This window comes from Pandoraea faecigallinarum (genome assembly GCF_001029105.3).
Lineage (GTDB): Bacteria > Pseudomonadota > Gammaproteobacteria > Burkholderiales > Burkholderiaceae > Pandoraea > Pandoraea faecigallinarum.
On sequence record NZ_CP011807.3, the window covers coordinates 2,027,094 to 2,044,628 of the forward strand.

17 protein-coding genes and 2 tRNA genes are annotated in these 17,535 nt (G+C 63.6%); 8 read left to right on the top strand and 11 right to left on the bottom strand.

Annotated elements, in window-relative coordinates; translation table 11 throughout:
• Positions 1-161 precede the first annotated feature (161 nt).
• From AB870_RS09090 to AB870_RS09100, 3 genes are all read right to left on the bottom strand, one after another.
• Positions 162-956 carry an arginyltransferase gene (locus tag AB870_RS09090; RefSeq protein WP_047907750.1) on the bottom strand — a complete coding sequence of 265 codons (795 nt, stop codon included), beginning with the start codon at positions 954-956 and terminating at the stop codon, positions 162-164.
• Positions 953-1,717, bottom strand: coding sequence for a leucyl/phenylalanyl-tRNA--protein transferase (aat, locus tag AB870_RS09095; protein ID WP_047907751.1), 765 nt, complete (start codon positions 1,715-1,717; stop codon positions 953-955). The genes AB870_RS09090 and aat overlap by 4 nt, the downstream gene beginning before the upstream one ends.
• Positions 1,718-1,812: 95 nt before the next feature.
• The gene (locus AB870_RS09100; protein WP_047909010.1) at positions 1,813-2,430 is read right to left on the bottom strand and encodes an NUDIX hydrolase; all 618 of its coding nucleotides are present in this window, start codon (positions 2,428-2,430) and stop codon (positions 1,813-1,815) included.
• A 210-nt stretch (positions 2,431-2,640) separates the two neighbouring features.
• Here AB870_RS09100 and AB870_RS09105 point away from each other — a divergent pair.
• Both AB870_RS09105 and AB870_RS09110 read left to right on the top strand, forming a co-directional pair.
• Positions 2,641-2,717 (top strand) — tRNA-Met (locus tag AB870_RS09105).
• Between the two features lie 224 nt (positions 2,718-2,941).
• A complete protein-coding gene (locus AB870_RS09110) occupies positions 2,942-3,406 on the top strand; it encodes a GNAT family N-acetyltransferase (protein ID WP_047909011.1) in 465 nt (154 codons plus the stop codon).
• On the opposite strand, the gene AB870_RS09115 is transcribed toward AB870_RS09110, so the two are convergent.
• A complete protein-coding gene (locus tag AB870_RS09115; RefSeq protein ID WP_047907752.1) occupies positions 3,403-4,287 on the bottom strand; it encodes an EamA family transporter in 885 nt (294 codons plus the stop codon). The two genes, AB870_RS09110 and AB870_RS09115, sit on opposite strands and share 4 nt — an antisense overlap.
• 308 nt (positions 4,288-4,595) lie before the next feature.
• Here AB870_RS09115 and dusA point away from each other — a divergent pair, with 308 nt between their 5' ends.
• Both dusA and AB870_RS09125 read left to right on the top strand, forming a co-directional pair.
• Complete coding sequence (dusA, locus tag AB870_RS09120) at positions 4,596-5,609, top strand: tRNA dihydrouridine(20/20a) synthase DusA (protein ID WP_047907753.1); 1,014 nt, start codon at positions 4,596-4,598, stop codon at positions 5,607-5,609.
• A 211-nt stretch (positions 5,610-5,820) separates the two neighbouring features.
• A tRNA-His gene (locus AB870_RS09125) sits at positions 5,821-5,896 on the top strand.
• Positions 5,897-6,258: 362 nt separating this feature from the next.
• Here AB870_RS09125 and AB870_RS09130 read toward each other — a convergent pair.
• Positions 6,259-6,774: a fasciclin domain-containing protein gene (locus tag AB870_RS09130; RefSeq protein WP_047909012.1), complete on the bottom strand. Its 516-nt coding sequence runs from the start codon at positions 6,772-6,774 to the stop codon at positions 6,259-6,261.
• A 356-nt stretch (positions 6,775-7,130) separates the two neighbouring features.
• On the opposite strand from AB870_RS09130, the gene AB870_RS09135 reads away from it, so the two are divergent.
• The gene (locus tag AB870_RS09135) at positions 7,131-7,748 is read left to right on the top strand and encodes a sigma-70 family RNA polymerase sigma factor (protein WP_047907754.1); all 618 of its coding nucleotides are present in this window, start codon (positions 7,131-7,133) and stop codon (positions 7,746-7,748) included.
• Entirely contained in the window at positions 7,745-8,479 is a 735-nt protein-coding gene (locus AB870_RS09140; RefSeq protein WP_047907755.1) for an anti-sigma factor, read from the top strand. The genes AB870_RS09135 and AB870_RS09140 overlap by 4 nt, the downstream gene beginning before the upstream one ends.
• A 391-nt stretch (positions 8,480-8,870) precedes the next feature.
• Here AB870_RS09140 and AB870_RS09145 read toward each other — a convergent pair whose 3' ends face one another.
• Complete coding sequence (locus AB870_RS09145; protein WP_053059471.1) at positions 8,871-10,337, bottom strand: IS1182 family transposase; 1,467 nt, start codon at positions 10,335-10,337, stop codon at positions 8,871-8,873.
• A 66-nt stretch (positions 10,338-10,403) separates the two neighbouring features.
• Positions 10,404-10,868, bottom strand: a complete 465-nt coding sequence (locus tag AB870_RS27670) for a hypothetical protein (protein WP_237170087.1) — start codon at positions 10,866-10,868, stop codon at positions 10,404-10,406.
• 50 nt (positions 10,869-10,918) lie between these two features.
• On the opposite strand from AB870_RS27670, the gene AB870_RS09155 reads away from it, so the two are divergent.
• Entirely contained in the window at positions 10,919-11,167 is a 249-nt protein-coding gene (locus AB870_RS09155) for a hypothetical protein (protein ID WP_047907757.1), read from the top strand.
• Positions 11,168-11,268: 101 nt separating this feature from the next.
• Here the strand turns inward: AB870_RS09155 and AB870_RS09160 are convergent, their stop codons facing one another.
• The 4 genes from AB870_RS09160 to AB870_RS09175 form a co-directional block, all read right to left on the bottom strand.
• On the bottom strand, positions 11,269-12,921 hold the full coding sequence (locus tag AB870_RS09160) for an MBL fold metallo-hydrolase (RefSeq protein WP_237170088.1): 1,653 nt from the start codon (positions 12,919-12,921) through the stop codon (positions 11,269-11,271).
• Between the two features lie 261 nt (positions 12,922-13,182).
• Positions 13,183-14,205, bottom strand: a complete 1,023-nt coding sequence (locus tag AB870_RS09165; RefSeq protein WP_084663496.1) for an alpha/beta fold hydrolase — start codon at positions 14,203-14,205, stop codon at positions 13,183-13,185.
• A complete protein-coding gene (locus AB870_RS09170; RefSeq protein WP_047907759.1) occupies positions 14,202-15,770 on the bottom strand; it encodes a flavin-containing monooxygenase in 1,569 nt (522 codons plus the stop codon). Before AB870_RS09170 ends, AB870_RS09165 begins: the two co-directional genes overlap by 4 nt.
• Before the next feature lie 24 nt (positions 15,771-15,794).
• Positions 15,795-16,706, bottom strand: coding sequence for an SDR family NAD(P)-dependent oxidoreductase (locus AB870_RS09175; RefSeq protein WP_047907760.1), 912 nt, complete (start codon positions 16,704-16,706; stop codon positions 15,795-15,797).
• 49 nt (positions 16,707-16,755) lie between these two features.
• Here AB870_RS09175 and AB870_RS09180 point away from each other — a divergent pair, with 49 nt between their 5' ends.
• Positions 16,756-17,448, top strand: coding sequence for a TetR/AcrR family transcriptional regulator (locus AB870_RS09180; RefSeq protein WP_047907761.1), 693 nt, complete (start codon positions 16,756-16,758; stop codon positions 17,446-17,448).
• Positions 17,449-17,535 lie beyond the last annotated feature (87 nt).

The window sequence follows — 17,535 nt, forward strand, 5'->3', positions numbered from 1 at the left end:
ATGTCGGGTTCGGCAGAATCGGAAAGTCGCCATTTTACCGGTATCCCGAGGGTGGGGTATGTCTTTTTCTACGCTCTGCGTACTCTTGTTTTCCGGCGTTTCGGGGCACAGATGAACGCGATGCGCACTGCCGCAGGGTGCGGCCGCGGCGATGCCGACGTCTATTGTCCAGGCGAGGGCGTCTGGCCGGCTGTATCGAGTGTGGCCTCGGGCATGTCCTGCCATTGCCCGTCGATCAGCCCCTGCAGCGGGCGGAAATTCGCCTTGTAGACCATTTTGCGGCTTTGTTGAATCCAGTAGCCGAGATAGACGTGCGGCAGGCCGAGCGCGCGTGCCTGCTCAATCTGCCAAAGGATGTTGTACGTACCGTACGACGCGCCTTCGACATCCGGATCGAAGAACGTATAGACCGACGACAGGCCGTCGCTGAGGATGTCGACCATGCTGATCATGCGCAGTGTGCCGGCGCCCTGATGGCCGGGCGGCTCGCGAAATTCCACCAGACGGGAATTTACGCGGCTTTGCAGCAGGAACTGCTCGTACTGCTCGCGGCTGTCGTGGTCCATGCCGCCTCCTGCGTGGCGTCGCGACTGATAGCGCATGTAAAGCTGGTAATGCTCCTCGGTGTAATGCAGCCCGGAGACATTGACGGCAAGTGATGCGTGGCGTTTCCAGATACGTCGTTGCGTACGATTTGGGACGAAGCGCGCGATTGGCACGCGCACTGGCACGCACGCGCGGCAGCCGTCGCAGTAAGGACGGTAGGTGAATACGCCGCTGCGACGAAAGCCGGAGCGCACGAGTTCGCTGTAGACATCCGAGTTGATCAGATGGCTTGGCGTGGCAACCTGCGAGCGCGCGGTATGGTTGTCCAGATAGCTGCAGGGATAGGGCGCCGTTGCGTAGAACTGAAGGGCTGACAGCGGGGAGAGCGGCAGTTCGTTCGGATGGGTCACTGCGAAACCTCGTGAGCCTTGTCTGCTGCGTTACCGTAGGCCAGTGCGCTGAGCATCCGTTTGTCCAGACGCCAGACCGGCGCGGGGGCCATGACCGCCTTTTTCACATGCGCCAGAAACGTCTCGCGAGGAATTTCCCCTCCGCCAAGTGACGCCAAGTGAGCGGTACTTTGCTGGCAGTCTATCACCTCTATTGCGTGAGCGCGTGCAAACGCGACGAGCGCTGCCAGCGCAATTTTCGAGGCGTCGTTGCGCTTGGCGAACATCGATTCGCCATAGAACATGCGCCCCAGGGCCACGCCATACAGGCCGCCGACGCGCTCGCCGTCGTAGAACGTCTCCACGCTGTGCGCGAGTCCCGCATCGTGCAATGCGCGATACGCCGCCACGATGGCGGGTGTAATCCAGGTGCCGTCCTGTCCCCGGCGCGGTGCCTGCGCGCAGGCTTGCATCACCGCGGGGAAGTCGACGTCCAGGCGAATTTCCCAGGCGTCTTCGCGAATCACGCGGCGCAGCAATTTGCGGAAGTTGTGGCTGACCACGAAGTTTTCGGGGCGCAGCACCATGCGCGGATCGGGGCTCCACCAGAGCACCGGCTGACCTTGCGAATACCACGGGAAGATGCCTTGCCGATAGGCGGCGAGCAGCCGTTGCGGCGAGAGGTCGAGTCCGGCAGCGAGCAACCCCGGCGCGTCGCTCGACGCATCGAGTGCCTCGTCGACCGGGGGGAAGGGATCGTTTGCTTCGAGCCAGACGACCATGACGACGTTAGCTTTGCCGGAATTGCGCCGACTTCACGGTGCGATCGATGAAGTCGACGAGGTCGATACGCGCAGCGACGCGCGGGCCGATGCGTTCAGACACGCAGCATCGGCGTGAGAATGTCCTCGGTGTGCGCCGTATGCACGGGCAGCGACGGGACCGGGACGCCGGGCGCGGCGACATTGTCTGCCGCCGCTTCGAGGTGCACGCCGAACGCGCCTGTGCGACGGTCTTCGAAGAAGTAGCGCAATGTCTTGGCGACGGTGGGGAATGCAATGTCGTCCCACGGAATTTCGTCTTCCGAGAACAGTGCGACTTCGAGGCTTTCTTCGCCGGCGGCAAATTGCGGCTCGCGCATCTGTGCCAGATAGAAGATGTGGACCTGGTTGACGTGGGGGACGTTGAGCAGCGAGAACAGCGCGCCGACATCGACCACCGCGCCGGCTTCTTCCAGCGTTTCACGGGCGGCGGCTTGCGAGGTCGTCTCGCCGATTTCCATGAAGCCCGCGGGCAGCGTCCAGTAACCGAGGCGCGGTTCGATGGCGCGCTTGCACAGCAACACCTGATCGCCCCATACAGGCACCGTGCCGAGCACGTTGCGCGGGTTCTGGTAGTGAATGGTGCCGCAATGGGTGCAGACATGCCGTTCGCGGTTGTCACCGGGCGGAATGCGCAACTCGACCGGATGGCCGCAGGCGGAACAGAATTGGATGGGAGGACGTCGGTTCATGGTTGCTGCGAGTGTATCACCGGCAACGCGCGCTGTGCGGCGACGCACACCGGGTGCCGGGATTACCCGTGGTAGCGGAAAGTTCGCCCGGGCGCGCGGCGGGGCCGATCGCCGGGCGAACGCCCATCGAAAAATATTCGGGCAGTCATGTTGCACTGCGATGGCAATTGTCATATAATCTAATTCTTCAGACGCGGGGTGGAGCAGTCTGGCAGCTCGTCGGGCTCATAACCCGAAGGTCACAGGTTCAAATCCTGTCCCCGCAACCAGATTCAAAAGCCTGATTTCCCATAAGAAATCAGGCTTTTTGCGTTTTTGTCGTTCACTTCGGGCGATCGGACTTCTGACGCCGTATTCTCGTTGCGGCATTTCTAATGCCGCGTCCGGCGCGGTGTCGGTCGGCGCGGTGCCGGTCATTCCCGCCGCGTGGCTCGTCATGTGCGGCATGGGTCCGATTCTCTGCAAGTATCCCGATATCGCCGACGGAGGCCCCATGTCCGGCATCTTTCCCGCACACGAAAACGAATTCGACGCCATGGCCGATCTTTGGGAAGCCTCCGTGCGCGCCACGCACGACTTTCTGAGCGACGCCGATATTGCCTGGCTGCGTCCGCGCATTCGCAACGAGTACCTCGCGGCGGTCACGTTGCGCGTATGGCGCGACGACGCTGGTGTCATCCGTGGATTTCTCGGCGTGTCGCCGGGTCATGTCGAGATGTTGTTTGTGGCGCCCGAGGCGCGTCGACAGGGCATCGGCGCTGCGCTTCTGGCTCATGCGGTGCGTGAGTTGGGTTGCACGCGGGTCGACGTCAACGAGCAGAATCCCCAGGCGCTGGCGTTTTACCGGCGCGAGGGGTTCGAAGTGACGGGGCGCTCGGAACTCGACGCTCAGGGACGGCCGTTTCCGTTGCTGCACATGCAACTCTCAACGGCGCATGTGCGCCTGACGGGCACTTAGCGTGACGAGGGAAGCAGGCGTTGCTTGATGCGTGTGCCAAAGACGTTGATGACGAGGCCGGCCATCACCAGCGCCGCGCCGTAAATTTGTGGCGCGGTGAGTTGTTCGTCGAGCAACAAAGCGGCCGACGCGAGACCGATGATCGGTACGAGCAGCGAGAATGGTGCGACCTGGCTGGCCGGGTAGCGCGTCATCAGGCGGCCCCACAGCGTGTAGCCGACGAGCGTTGCGATGAATGCGAGATAGGCGATGGCGAAGATCGACGATCCCGAAATGTGCGCGAGCGAGTCCGCGATCTGTTGCGGACCTTCAAACCAATAGGAGAGTAGCGCGAACGGAATCGGCGGAATCAGGCTGGCCCAGACCACGAGGCCGACAAGATCGACGTTACCGATTTTCTTTGTGACGATGTTGCCGGTTGCCCAGCTCAGCGACGCGCACAAGGTGAGCACGAAGCCGATCAGCGTCATGGCCCCGCCGCCTTGCATGCCGATGACGGTGAGGCCCGCGGCCGCGATCAGGAGGCCGACGACGTTTTGTGCACGAAAGCGTTCGTCGAGGCATAACACGGCAAGTCCCAGCGTAAAGAAGGCTTGCGCCTGCAACACGAGCGACGCCAGACCTGCCGGCATGCCGACGTACATCGCGGTGAAGAGCAGGGCAAATTGGCCGAACGAAATGGTGGCACCGTAGGCGATGAGCCATTTGAGCGGCACCGGTGGGCGCTTGACGAAGAAGATCGCGGGGAAGGCGGCAAGCAAGAATCGCAGCGCGCCCAAAAGCATCGGTGGCACCCCGTGCAGGCCGACTTTGATGACAACGAAGTTCACGCCCCAGGCGAGTACCACGATGAGTGCCTGCAAGAGGTCCTTCGGTGTCATGCTGGCATCTCCCGGAGCGGTATTAGTTAATTTGTTATCGAGCGAAGCCGAAAGTGTACTCCCGATGAGTGAGCGCGTCGTGTGAAAAAACTGTCGAAAGGCGCGCTGGACGTGCGCGGAGGTCAGAGCAGCCGGTTTGCCCGGCGTAGACGCCTCCGGCAGCCGCAGAAGCCATGACGTATACTTTGGGTTTCGTGTATCAAGAGACGCCGTCCTGCTATCGCCGTACGTCGCTGTTTCGGGTCTGCTGGGAGACCTGTTGAGCGCTGGGCGAACCGGGCGGCGTTTGCCGTATCTGAGGAATTTGCATGAACTTGCCTCCCCGCCGCGTCAGCGTCGCACCGATGATGGATTGGACGGATCGTCATTGCCGGGTCTTCCATCGTCAGTTGTCGCGTCACACGTGGCTGTATACCGAGATGGTGACGACCGGCGCCTTGTTGTACGGCGACGTTGCACGTCATCTCGATTTCGACGCGATCGAGCACCCCGTCGCATTGCAGTTGGGCGGCAGCGAGCCGCAGGACCTGGCGCGTGCCGCGAAGCTTGGCGAGCAGTGGGGTTACGACGAGATCAACCTGAATTGCGGATGTCCGTCGGAACGCGTGCAGCGCGGCGCGTTCGGCGCCTGCCTGATGGCAGAGCCGGAATTGGTGGCCGACTGTGTGAAGGCGATGCGCGATGTGGTGCAGGTGCCGGTCACGGTCAAGCATCGCATCGGCATCGATGACGTCGAGTCGTTCTCGTTCGTCGAGGAGTTCGTCGGCAAGATCGCCGAGGCCGGGTGCACGACATTCATCGTTCACGCGCGTAATGCCATCCTCAAGGGACTGAGCCCGAAGGAAAATCGCGAGATTCCGCCGCTGAAGTACGACTACGCCTATCGACTGAAGCAAGTCTTCCCGCAACTCGAAATTCTCATCAACGGTGGAGTGAAGACGCTCGATGAGGTCGAATTGCACCTCCAGCATGTTGACGGTGTGATGTTGGGGCGCGAGGCGTATCACAATCCCTATGTGCTCGCGGAAGTGGATGCGCGCTTTTATGGTGGCACCGCGCCGGCGAAATCGCGTGAAGCGGTCGAGGACGCGCTGATCGAATACGCGGCGGCGCAAGTGGAGCGGGGGCAGTATCTTGGTGCGATCACGCGTCACGCGTTGGGGTTGTATCGCGGCGTGCCGGGCGCACGCGGGTGGCGGCGGGTGTTGTCGGATCCGAAGCGTCTCAAAGCGGGCGTGAGCGCATTCGAAGAGGCGCGGGCGCAGTTGCGCGCGAGCGCATTCGCCGAGCGTGACGATGCGCAGTCCGTGGCGGCTGCGTGATGCGCGGTGTCATGGATGCACGTCCTGCAAGCATGGGAGGGCGACGTTCGCGTACGAGCGCTCGCCGCGCGAGATACCGATGTCGCGCATCGATCGTGCACGTGAGAGAAGAAATATTTCGAAGAAGTGAAAAAAGTATTGGCAGCACGATAAAAACGTCGCTATAATCTTGTTTCTGTTCAGCGAGCAAGTCAAAGCGCTGATCACGGCGGTGGCCGTAGCTCAGTTGGTAGAGTCCTGGATTGTGATTCCAGTCGTCGTGGGTTCGAGTCCCATCGGTCACCCCAAAATTCCCTTGTAGTTCAAAGCGTCTCACGCGAATCCTTTTCCCCGCAAGCAATAAACTTTTCCGGCCCGCAGTTGCCGGCGTGCGCTTAATGCGACGATGGTCATAGTGTTTGTGTGATTTTCGTGTGACTTATACGCACCCGACGCCCCGTAAATCTCACCTCCCTCGATCCATGGCAGCCGACCATCGAGGCGAAAAGCGCGTGACGCTCCCCGGAAATACCCCATTCCCGGCGGGCATGGGATCGGCGTCAACCGAGCGTCATACCCGGACCCGCACGGCACTCAAGCCGCGCGGGTTTTCATGCCAGTCCGTGGCGCGCCGTTGATATTCCGCCCACCTCCGCGCCACGCGCGTACGTTACGGCATCAGTACCTTGTCGACGACATGAATCACGCCGTTGGATTGAAATACGTCGCCGATGGTGACGTTCGCAACATTTCCCTTGTCGTCGGCGACCATCAAGCGATCGCCCTTTTGCTCGACGGTCAGTGAGTTGCCTTCCACGGTCTTGAGCATCGCTTTCCCGCCACCGCTTTTGACCATCGTCATCAGGTCATGGGCGCTCAGTCGGCCAGATACGACGTGATACGTCAGGACCTTGTCGAGCGTTACCTTGTTTTCCGGCTTGAGCAGCGTTTCCACCGTACCGGCGGGAAGGGCGGCAAAGGCCTCGTTGGTCGGCGCGAATACCGTGAACGGTCCCGGCCCCGACAGCGTCTGCACTAATCCTCCTGCCTTGACCGCGGCCACGAGCGTCGTGTGGTCCTTCGAATTGACCGCGTTTTCGACGATGTTCTTTGAAGGGTACATGGCGGCACCTCCCACCATGACCGTCTTATCGTTGCCATCCATTGATGTCGCCGCGGCGTACATGCCCGGCAAGCAGCCGGCGGCGAGCAACACGAAAAGAAATCCACCCAGTTTTTGCGATCTCATGTCTTCACCTGTTCATTGGCGCTTCGCGAAGCGGAAGCAATCCGACATACGAGACAGCGACGCAATCGGATGCACCTTGCCGAAAAAAATTTCCGGGCTGTTCGTCCGTATCCAAATTCGGCAGCGCGTGCATCCGGATGACGGCGTTGAACGTATCTTCCGGCAACACCCGTGCATCCGTGCCTCCTCTCGGGCAGAAGGCATCGTCTTCCCTGGCCCGGTTACGGTAAGAGACGAGAGTGCTATATTCCGCACAACATCAACGCAGTGAGCGTCGCGACTGCCTGGCTCGCATGAACGATTATCCCGAAAGCGAAGACCGCCAACGCCGGGCGCTCATGCGAACGCCCGTTGACGAGGCACGCATTGCGCAAGAGCGCGAAGCCCTCAACGCGATCCTGGCAGCAGTCGCAAGGCACGACAGAACGGCATTCGCGACGCTATACCGCAGGTCGTCTGCACGTATTTTCAGCGTGATCCTGCGCGTCGTGAACGACCGTGTGGAAGCCGAGGATCTGCTGCAGGACGTCTACATCAACGTCTGGCGGCGTGCCGCTGCCTTCGACCCGGCCCGCGGCACAGCGATGACATGGCTCATTTCGCTTGCACGCAACCGCGCCATCGACCGCCTGAGGGAGCGCCGGGAATTGGCTCTCGACGATGCCGACGCGCTCGCGATTGCGTCGGACGAGCCGACGCCCATCCGCCTCGCAGAGGCCAGCGAAGAGCGGCGCCGGCTGGAAGATTGCCTCCAGCGTCTGGAGCCTCAGCATCGAAATGCCGTACGCGAGGCGTTTTTCGGCGGTCTTGCCTATAGTGAACTGGCGCGGCGTCTGAACGTACCGCTCGGAACGATGAAGAGTTGGATCCGGCGAAGTCTCATGCAGCTCAAAGGGTGTCTGGAACCATGAACGCGCCGGATGACAACGACGACGAACTCCGCTGCGCCGAGTACGCGCTCGGGGTGCTGGACGCCGATGAGCGGCAGTCTCTGGAGCGAGACGCGTCGATCCGTCCGGCCCTGATGTCGCGTCTGGTGTGGTGGCAGGCGCGTCTGTCCCCATTGGCGGAGGACTTGTCGTTGGAAACACCGCCGGACCATGTCTGGGAGCGCATAGCGCAGACGCTGCGCGACAGCAAGAGCAGACCGCCGGCGCGCAACAAGCCTGTCTCGCTTTGGGACAATCTGGCGATGTGGCGGTGGCTGGGTGTCGGCGCCAGTGCTGCCGCTTTGGCGATGCTTGTGATAACGCTCAGGTTTGGCTCGCCGGTCCCCGGAACGACGCAAAGCGCATCGACAACCTATCTCGTTGCCACGATCGCCCGTCAGGATGGCGTCGCGCACTGGACGGCGACGATCGCACCCGGAACGGATCGACTGATTATTGTGCCTGCCGACCGGCCAACGATCGCGACGGGGCGGACGACCGAGTTGTGGTTGATTCAGGCGAACGCAAAGCCGGTTCCGCTGGGGGTTTTCGATCCTGTGCGCCCGGCAACAATGCCCTTGTCACGTGAGATCGTGGATGCGCTGGGCCGAGCCCAAGCGGTACTCGCAGTCTCCATCGAGCCGCCGGGCGGATCGCCCACGGGGCAGCCCACCGGGCCGGTAGTGGCCACCGGAGATCTTCATCCGGCGTAAGGCGGCAGGCTAGCTCCGTATGGGAACGTACGGTGCCCCGGTCAGAACGCGGCATTGCGTTCGCATTTGCGCGTGAAACTCAGTGGGGCCGATATTGCTTTTCCGAGGATCGCTTGCGAAGCGCCGACGCGCCACGGTCTTCGACGGCGGTGCCGCTGCAACGGCGGCGCCCGGGGGAAATCGCAAAGTTTGATCTACGTCTAATTTCCGGTTCGACGCCCGGTGCCGGGCCGGGCGGGACCGTCCATAATGGACTCGTCATGTTTTCATGACCCTGTCTTCCCGGGGTGAACATGGTGCCCCATGCGTCCCGGTTTCGAAACCCACCTCCCTCAGGTGGGTTCAGATTGCTGACGAACCCCTCGTTTTTCGGAGCGAGGGGTTTTATCTTTTAGGCAAGGGCGAATGGGCAGCGTAAGGGCGCGCACATTGAGAGACAAGCCCTCAGGACGCTCATGAGCCACCGAAACGGGCGCCAGAGGTACGAGCGCTCGCCTGCACGCGCCCGTAGGCGCGCCACCAGCATCGCAATTTTCTTGATGTTCTGCGCCGCCGCAGCCAACAAGCACTGCTCGGCCACCTTGCGCAGCCCGCGCATGCGCGCATAGCGATGCCCATGCAGTTGCTTGGCATCGGCAAAGCTGCGTTCCACCGTCTCCTTGCGCCGCGCGTAAATGCGTCGTCCCCACTCGCTCAGCCGCCTCGCGTCCACCCGCTGCTTGGCGCGCTCCCAGACGTGGCGCGTCACCACCTTCACCGCGTTGGCACTGTTCGTGCACTGTGCTCGTACCGGGCAGCATCGGCATATCCGAGCATCGGATTTGTATTCCCGATAGCCGAGCCGGTTAGTCGTGCTGTACGGCAGCGCCTGTCCCTGCGGGCACACGTACTCGTTGCGGTACGCGTCGTATTGGAACTGCCGTTTGTAGAACAGCCCCGGCTTGTGGTTCGGCGTGCGATAGCCCATCACCCCGGCAATCTCCCGCTCCTCGAGCCCCTGGCACACCGCCGGCGTGAAGTAGCCAGCATCCAGCCCCACCGCTTCCACCTTGAACTCGAAGCGCTCGCGCTGTCGATCCAGCCGCTCCAGATACGGCTGGCTGTCGTGCACCGAGGCCGGCGTCACATGCGTATCGGTAATGATCGCGTGCTTGGCGTCCACCGTGCGGTGGTCCAGATAGAAGAAGCCCTTCGGCTTGTCGTCCCGCACCATGTAGCCGCTGTCCGGATCGGTCCGGCTGATCTTGGTGTCCTTGCTCGACGGCGGCTCATCGTCGTCCCGATTCAGCGGCTTCTTGCCATGCGCGGCCCGGTCCGCATCCACTGCCGCATTGAGCTTCTCCAGATAGGCCGCAGGCGTCTGTTCCAGCTTTACCACGTCGAACTTGTTCTTGTTCGCATTGGCCTTCAGGTGCGTGCTGTCGGTGTACAGCACACGGCCATCGACCAGACCACGGCCCATCGCCTGGCGCACGATCTCGTCGAATATCTCCTGATACACCGTCGTGTCCGTGAAGCGTCGGCGGCGATTCTGTGAGAACGTCGACGCATCCGGCACCTTGTCGGTCAGCCGAAACCGGGCGAACCACCGGTAGGCGACGTTGACCTGGACCTCGCGCATCAACTGCCGCTCACTGCGCACTCCAAACAGGTAGCCGATGAACAGCAGCTTGAACATCACCACCGGATCGAGCGCCGGACGACCGTTGTCTGCGCAGTACAGATGCGCGACCTTTTCGCGGATGAATTCGAAATCCACTGCCGCGTCGATCTGGCGCAGCAGGTGGTCCTTCGGCACGAGTTCCTCGAGCGTCACCATCTCGAGTTCGTGCTGCGTGGGCGTCGGGATCTTTAGCATCCTGCTATTAAAAAACAAAACCCTCGCACTTGGCGAGGGTTTGTCAGCAATCTGAACCCACCTCCCTCAGGTGGGTTTTTTTTCGGCCGGACAACGGGGAATGTCGTCTTGGCGTACCGTCGCAATGTCACCGATGGAATTCGAACGTGCTAGGATTTTTGGCAAGGCAGTGCGTTTTTCGACTTTCACGACATTGCGGAGACACCCATGAGTACCTTTTTGCACGGCGGCCTCGGACTGGGCCGCGACGGCAAATCCGTGAGTTTTTACGTCAGCGTCGACGGGAAGGTCTGGACCTGCCGGATTGGCCGCGCGGCGCTCAACCGGCTGTCCGGCGTCGATGCCGGCGGTGAAGCCCTTTTCGACCAGTTCGTCGAATTCGAGGACGATATTGTCGAACTCGCCGCCCGCGCCGTTGCCGATGGCGCCGTCACGGAACCGGTAGAGGTCGGCGCCACGTAACCCCCGTCCGTAGTGCTGTCCGTAGTGCTGTCCATCGGTCGAACGCTTTCGCGCCGGTTCGCCACGCAAGACCGGTCACCTTCGAGCATCTCGCCAATCGGGGATATACGGAGTTCGTCATGAGCTACGAGTCACATGAGCAGGTCTACGATTACCGCGCGGGCTATCGCATCCGCGTTCGTGCTTTCCAGAGCGAGTACGCCGGACCGTGGGACTATCTGGTGCAGGTGATCCGGCACGATAAACCGGAAGGCCCCGAGGTGCGTTCGCCCGACGGCCATCGCGACAATCGCCTCGACGCCGAAATGGCCGGACGAAAAGCGGGCGAGCGCATCGTCGACGGATTGCTCGGAGACGGCGACGCCTGATCCCGCCCAGCAGCGCCCTCGCGTGTCGCCACGTGCCGTCAGGGGGCGGGAAAGTCACCGCGCCGGGGGGTGTTCGCGACGTGGCGAACCGCACGGCCTCCCTATGGGGGGATGGCCGCACTAACGCGTAATCGCCAGAGACCGCCGGCCGACACTTCGGCCACACCGTCCTCTTTCAGTTTCTCCAGATGAGCGCGCAGCGAGCGTCGCGCGACACCATGGCGCGCCGCCGGCACGTCGGCGTACACGACCGGGGTCAAGGCCTCCACGGTTGCCGGGCCGACGTCGCCCAATGCGGCGACAGTGGCGGCCTCGCGGGCGAGCCGATGGGCGACGAGTCGCGCGATCCGTGCTCCGGGACGATCCATCACGAAGCCATGTCCGGGGGCGAGCCAGTGCGGGTCGAGCGACGACAGCTTTTCCAGCGACTTCAGATACGTCGCCATGTGTCCGTCCGGCGGGTTGATGACGACCGTCGAGCCCTGCATGACGTGATCGCCCGTGAAGATCAGTCCGGTGTCGTCGAGGCCGTAGCAAAGGTGATTGGCCGCATGCCCCGGCGTGTGGATCGCCCGCAGAACGCGCCCGTCGGGCAGGAGTGTGGCATCGCCGTCGGAGAGTGTCACGTCCGGCACGAATGTCGTGTCCTGCCCTTCGTCGTGCAGGGCTTGCATGCCATACGTGGTTGCGCCCGTCCTGGCTTTCAGCAATCGCGCCCCGGGCGAATGATCGCGATGGGTGTGCGTGACGAAAATCTGGCGGATGGCGCCCGGTGCGGCGCGCACGATCGCGTCGATGTGCCCCGGGTCGTCCGGCCCCGGATCGATGACGGCCCAGGCGTTATCCGGCCCTCCGCCTACGAGGTACGTGTTCGTGCCGGGGCCGGTCATCATGCCCGGATTGGGGGCCGCGATACGCAGCACGCCGGGCAAGAGCGTCACAGCGCGGCCGGGCGTGATCTCGTAGCTGCCCGTGCCTCGTGCGTCGGGATCCGTGAGGAGAAGTTCGGCCCACGCCGGCTCATCCGGTGTGACGGGCCAGCGCCCGCGCTTTCCGTTTGCGAGACGCGGCTCGATGCGAGGCACCTCGCCCAGCGCTCCTGCGGCCGAGATGGCGCGTTCGGCAGTCCCCATGCCTTCGAGCCATTGCAGCAACTTTCGGGTGGGCGGCAGCAGACGCAATTGATCCGCATGCGCGAGCGCATAGTGCGGACGCATCCAGCGATGCGCCGCCGTCTCGATGCCGTCGACTTCGACCGGCTGCTCCTCAGGCAGCATCGCGAGAAAGAAGCGCGTATCGAAGCGCTTGGGCAGGGCCGCAGGGGTCACCCAATGGCTCAGATAATGCAGACGGCCAGGCGTGAGGCGCACGTCCAGCGATCGGCACAGCGACGCAATGTCGACCTTCCCGTCGTGAAGCGCTTCGCGTTGCTCACGCATCGCGTCCAGACGAGGCGTGTCCAATGCCGCGCCGCGAGCATCGTTTGCGAACGCCACCCCGGTTTCCTCGAAGCATTCGCGCATGGCGGCGACATAGAAGTCGAGACCGCCTTCGGGTAGCCGCAGGCGCGCGCTGGCGGTCGCGTCGTCGAGGCCCTCGCAGACCGCGTGTCCAAGCCGATCGGCGGCGTCGACGACACCCCCGGGAAATACATAGGCGTCGGAACTGAAATCACCGGCCCGAACGGCCCGCCGCAACAGCAGCACTTCCATGCCGCTCGCGCGTTCGCGCAGCACGACGAGACTCGCCGCCATCCGGAGCGATTTGAGGGGCGACGCACGATGCGAAGGGTCGGACGATGACGATTGCACTGCGCAACGATCCGGACGATCTGCCATGAGACGTGCGCGTTCGAGCCGCGCGAAATCGGAAAGGCCTTAGTGTGCCATCGGAAACGCAACGCCGCAGGCGGGGATAGCCACGATGGGCCGCGTGCAGGAAATTACGGTAAGGATGTGAGGAAATCGGGACCGCCTTGCCCGCGCGCACCATGACCAGAGGCGAGGGCGATGCGACTAAATGGCGTCGTTGGCGGCCTGCGTCGGCACGGTCGTTACATCGTGACGGGTGTGATCGTTATGCGTGCGCGGCATGCGCGCGGCGACGTCTTGCAGCCACTGCATCGTCGCTTTCGGTTGCGTGACGGGCAGCATGTGCCCGCCCTCGACGAGTGTCAGGCGCACGCGCGGATTCGCAAGAGGCATCGACTCGCCGTGCTGACGGTAATCGAGAATCCGGTCGCCCCGTCCATAGAGGATATCGACGGGGACCGTCAGCGCGGCGTAACGGGCGGCGAGGGCGGACATGCCGCGCTCCGCGGCGAGCATATCGACGCTGCCCGCTTCGAAGCTGCCGGGACGAAACCCGAGCACGCCGCCGCCGCGAATCAGGAAGTCCTTCGGTGCGTCTTCCGGGCCGAAGACATAAGCGAGTGTCGCGCGTCCCGTCATCATGCCGAGGGGAACGGCAAGCGTGCGCGCGACCCAGCGACGCCACCATGCCCGGCGAATCGCGAGCGCGCGAAATGCCGCGGGAACCTCGGAGACCGGTTGCGTGAGCGGTGCGATCAACGCGAGCGCCCCCACACGTTGCGGATGATCGAGCGCGAGCATCAGCGATACGGCACCGCCAAGCGAGTGCCCGACGACCAGCGGACGCTCCAGCGCGAGCCGGTCGAGGACCTGCGCGACGACACTCGCTTGCGACGCGATGGCGGCGTCGTGCCCGGCGGCGCGCGTCGAGTAGCCGGAGCCGGGACGGTCGATGAGCACGATGCGATGCGTGCGCGCCATTGCCGCCAACGGCAGATAGGCGAAGTTGCGTAACTGCCCGCAAAGCCCGTGAATGAACACGATGGGCGGGCCGTGACCGAAGTCGACGTAATGCACCTGTTCGCCGTCGATGTCGAGAAACCGGCCGTCCGGCGGTACAGCCGCTTCGGCGTGCCGGGCAATGCGTCGTGTGACGTGCCTCAGCGCGAACACCCCTGCGACGCATGCGGTGACGAGGCAGGTGAGCAGGGCGGCGAGGATGCTCATCTCGGGTCGAAGCCTCGTAGCGGAGCCGCGTCGGCATCCGGTGCCCGTGACGATGCCGCTGCCGCGCCAGTGGACGTCACCGGCCGTGTCGCGCGTCGCTCGAAGCGCATCGCCCCATCGTCGACGCTGCCCCAGCGCATCAGGCGCAGATCCCGGAGGTAGCTCTGGTAGAACACCCACGGCTTGCGTTCCCCTTGTTTGGGCAGCGCGCCGGCGGCGCGTTGAATGTAGCCGGACGTCAGCCCGATGGCAGGCAAGTCGCCATGCTCGCCGTCACGCAATTGCGGCACGCAGGTGTCGGCGCCATGCGCGTTCATGTGCCGGATCAGGCGGCAGACGTACTGGGCGATCAGTTCGGCCTTGAGCGTCCATGACGCATTGGTGTAGCCGAAGATCGACGCCAGATTCGGCACGCCGCTGTACATCATGCCCTTGTAGGCCACCGTGTCGGCGAGCGTTACGGGATGCCCGTCGACAACCAGACGCGCACCGCCCAGCAACTGCACGCGCAACCCTGTCGCGGTCACGACGATGTCGGCGTCGAGCGTCCTGCCGCTGCTCAGCGAGATGCCATGGGGTGTGAAGGACGTGATTTCGTCCGTCACGATCTCGGCGCGCCCGCTGTGCAACGCCTTGAAGATGTCGCCGTTCGGTGTGAGGCACAGACACTGGTCCCACGGGTTGTAGCGGGGTGTGAGGTCGCGCTCGACGTTCACGCTGTGCGGCGCCTGCCGCGCGGCGCGCTTGATGAGCGCCCGCCGTATCGCTGTCGGCCAGCGTCGCGCGGCGTTGTAGAAGCCGAGCGTAATCAGTACGTTCTTCATGCGCACGACGCGATGCGCGACATGCGCCGGTAGCCAGGCGCGCAAGCGCTCGGCCACCCTGTCGCGCTGCGGCATCGACAGCAAATAGCCCGGCGAGCGTTGCAACATGGTGACATGCGCCGCGCCCTGCGCCAGGCTCGGCAACAGGGTGACGGCGGTGGCGCCGCTGCCGATGATGACCACGCGCTTGTCGCGGTAGTCCAGATCGGCTGGCCATTGCTGCGGGTGGACGACCGTGCCGGTGAAGGTCTCTCTACCGGGCCACGTGGGTGCGTAGCCAGCGTCGTACGCGTAGTAGCCGCTACACATGAAGAGGAAGCGACAGGTAAGCGACTGGGTGTCGCGGCGTCCATCGTCATGCAGTCGCTCGATGTCGAGCGTCCACCGCGCGATGCTCGAATCCCAGCGTGCCTCACGCACCTTGTGGCCATAGCGGATGAGGTCGTCGAGTCCTTCCGCGCGCGCCGTCTCTTTCAGATAGTCGAGGATCTTGCCGCCGTCCGCGATGGCCTGATCGCTGGCCCATGGCCGGAAGCTGAAGCCCAGCGTAAACATGTCCGAATCGGATCGCACGCCGGGGTAGCGGAACAGATCCCACGTGCCGCCCAGCGACTCGCGCGCTTCGAGTATTGCAAAGCGCGTGCCGGGACACCGCTCGCGCAGGTAATGCGCCGCGGCGATGCCGGACAGGCCCGCGCCGACGACGATGACGTCGAGATCCGTGGCCAAGGGGGGCGTCATGGTGAGATTCTCCGGAGCGCGTACTCAGTTCGTGGAGCGCGTGGACGATTCGTGCTGCACCGTGCGTGCATCGGCGGCGACCGGCGGGCGTTTGACCGACATGGCGGCGCGACGGTAGAGCCACACGACGATCGCCTGATAGCGGGCGCCGAGCAGGCGGGCGAGCTTGTCCACGCGCCGGGCATCGGGGCCGACGAGCACGCGCCGGGCGTTGCGCTCGACACCTGCGAGGATCTGTCGCGCGGCGGCGTCCGCACTCGTTACGTCGATGAGCTTGTTGGCGCGCCGCCGGTGTGTTTGCGGGTCCACACCGGTGAACGCGGTGATGCTGTCGTCGATGCGCGACGTCTTGACGATGTTCGTCGCGACACCGCCGGGATGCACGCACGTGCAAGAGACGGGCGAGCGCGACAGTTCCAGTTCCATGCGCAGCGCTTCGGTGAAGCCGCGTACCGCGAATTTGCTCGCGTTGTAGGCCGCTTGCGTTGGCATGGCGATGATGCCGAACAGGCTCGACGTGTTGACGATGTGACCGTCGCCCGCGGCCGTGAGATAGGGAAGAAACGCCTGCGTACCATGCACGACGCCCCAGAAGTTGATGTCCATCAGCCACGTGAAGTCTTCGTGCCGGGCGCTCGCAACCGGCACGCACAGCGAGACACCCGCATTGTTGAAGACGAGATTGACCTTGCCGTGCGCGGCTACGGTCTCGCGCGCCCATGCGAAGACGGCTTCGCGCTCGGCCACGTCAAGACGCCGCGACGTGACACGCACGCCGAGTGCGCGACAGGCGGTCGCGGTATCGGCTGCGCTGGATTCGTCGATGTCGGACAGGGCGAGGTGCGTGCCGCGACGCGCAAGTTCGAGCGCGAGCGAGCGGCCCATGCCCGATCCGGCACCGGTGATGGCGGCAACCTTGTCCGTGAACGTCTTCATGGCGTAAATTTGGTGTTGAGTGTCACCACTTTAGTTTTCGCTCCGGGTGATGTCAAATAGCGAAATGGAACAAGGACTCGAATCGAAGCATGGGACCACGGCCGACGCGGCAAGCGACGCGCCGTCGCAAGGGCGGCGCTATGGCGGCGTGGGGCAGGCGCAGCGCGAGCAGGCGCGTCGCGCGGCATTGATCGACGCGGCGACGGAGGTGTTCGGCACCGTCGGCTTTCGCCGTGCCACGGTACGTGCGGTGTGCGGGCGGGCGAAACTGAACGACCGGTACTTCTATGCCGCGTTCGACAATATGGAGCATCTGCTGCGCGCAACGTATGCGCATCACGCACAACGGCTGTTGGGTCAGTTGCAGGCGGCCATCGTGTCGAGCGCGCCGTCGCTGGACGCGCGTCTCGACGCCGGACTGCACGCGTTCTTCGCTTTCCTGCGCAACCCGCATGCGGCGCGTGTTCTCCTGCTCGAAGTGATAGGCGTGAGTGCGCAGACCGATCAGACCTATCAGCGCTATATCTTCGAATTCGCGAAGCTCATTCTGGCGATGGCCCAGGCGCGGGAGATGTGCGAGCCAGTCGGCGACGAGGCGCAGGCACAGGCCCGCATCGTCGGTCTGGCGCTGGTCGGGGCCATGACGAACGCGGGCACGGCATGGGTGCTGACCGGCTATCAGGACACGCAAGCGTGCATGGTGGCGAGTTGCCGTCGCGTGCTGCGCGGGGCGTTGGCGTGACGCAGCGGCAGGCGCGCGGCAGGGGGCTTGAGATGTCGCACCGACGCGCAGGCTCGCTACAATACGCCTTTTACGTACGACGCTCGA